This window comes from Faecalibacterium sp. DFI.5.82 (assembly GCF_029076575.1).
GTDB lineage: Bacteria > Bacillota > Clostridia > Oscillospirales > Ruminococcaceae > Faecalibacterium > Faecalibacterium duncaniae.
The window spans coordinates 1-306 of the sequence record NZ_JARFIS010000608.1; the positions used below are offsets into that span (position 1 = coordinate 1).

1 pseudogene is annotated in these 306 nt (G+C 65.0%); it reads right to left on the bottom strand.

The window, feature by feature from the left end:
• Window positions 1–306, bottom strand: a pseudogene (locus tag P0G09_RS18090) (spermidine synthase); the annotation flags it as partial.

Consider the following 306-nt stretch of genomic DNA (forward strand, 5'->3'; position numbering starts at 1 on the left):
GGCGTAGAAGGGGCTGCCCTGCTGGTTGACCATGATGCCGTCCTCTGTCAGGGCGTTGAAGCAGCTGCCGTAGAACTCGCGGGGGAACAGGCCCTCGCTGGGGCCGAAGGGGTCGGAGGAGTCCACGATGATGAGGTCGTATTCCTCCTCGCACTGGCGGATGAACTTGAGGGCGTTCTCAAAATCGATGTGCACCCGGCGGTCATCCATCCGGCAGGCGTTGCCGGGCAGGTAGGCGCGGCAGGCCTCCACCACCTGGGGATCCATCTCCACCAGGTCGATGCGCTCCACCCGGTCGTAGCGGGT